This is a genomic window from Streptomyces sp. NPDC005899 (assembly GCF_040629645.1).
In the GTDB taxonomy this organism is placed as follows: domain Bacteria; phylum Actinomycetota; class Actinomycetes; order Streptomycetales; family Streptomycetaceae; genus Streptomyces.
In genome coordinates, this window is the sequence record NZ_JBEXWB010000039.1 from 1 (window position 1) to 1,101 (window position 1,101).

General features: G+C 72.5%; 1 protein-coding gene. It reads right to left on the reverse strand.

The annotated features are described in order from the left end of the window. Positions 1-110 precede the first annotated feature (110 nt). A complete protein-coding gene (map, locus tag ABZ371_RS07840; protein ID WP_358675066.1) occupies positions 111-947 on the reverse strand; it encodes a type I methionyl aminopeptidase in 837 nt (278 codons plus the stop codon). Between the last annotated feature and the right edge of the window lie 154 nt (positions 948-1,101).

Here is a 1,101-nt window from a genome sequence, read left to right on the forward strand (position 1 = left end):
GGCCCCCCCCCCCCCCCCAAAAATCCCCCCCACCCTCCTCCGGCCCCGACCGCCCCCCCCCCGCCCCCGGGGGGCGCCCCCGGGCGGCGCGCCCCCCCCCCGGGCGGATCTCAGCCCAGCGGGTCCGGCGCGGGCTCCACGCCGTACTGCGCGAGCCTGGCCTTGCCGCAGTCCGGGGCCGTCAGGACGAGCGGGCCCTGCTCGGTCAGGGCGATCGAGTGCTCCCAGTGCGAGGACCAGGAGCCGTCCGTCGTCAGGACCGTCCACTCGTCGGAGAGGACCTTCGTCTGCGCCGTGCCGAGGGAGACCATGGGCTCGATGGCCAGGCAGACACCCGGGACGAGCTTGATGCCCTTGCCCCGCTTGCGCGAGACGTAGTTCAGCAGGTGCGGGTCCATGTGCATCTCGGTGCCGATGCCGTGGCCGCCGTAGTCCTCGATGATCCCGTACTTGCCGGTTGCCGGGCGGGGCTGGCGGCGGATGTACGACTCGATCGCCTTCGAGATGTCGACGAGCCGGTTGTTCACCTTCATCGCGGCGATGCCGGCCCACATGGACTCCTCGGTCACCCGGGAGAGCTCGACCAGCTCCGGGGCGTGACCGGTCCCCACGAAGGCCGTGTAAGCGGCGTCACCGTGCCAGCCGTCGACGATCGCGCCGGCGTCGATCGAGATGATGTCGCCGTCCTTGAGGACGGTCTTCGCGTCCGGGATGCCGTGCACCACGACGTCGTTGACCGACGTGCAGATCGTCGCGGGGAAACCGCCGTACCCCAGGAAGTTCGACTTCGCGCCGTGATCGGCGATCACCTTGCGCGCGACCTCGTCGAGGTCCTTCGTCGTGGCCCCGGGGACGGCCGCCTCGCGCGTGGCGGCGTGAATGGCAGCGACCACCAGCCCCGCCTCGCGCATCTTCGCGATCTGCTCGGGGGTCTTGATCTGCACCATTGCGCGGCGCCTTTCTGCGTGCGGAGGGGGACTGGCCGTACTCCACGATACGGCGCAAACAGTCGGGCGCGGCGGCCCCCGGGGGCCCCGCCGGGGGGGTTGGGGGGGGGGGGGGGCGGAACCCGCGGGGGGGCTGTTGAGGGGGCGCAGTGCG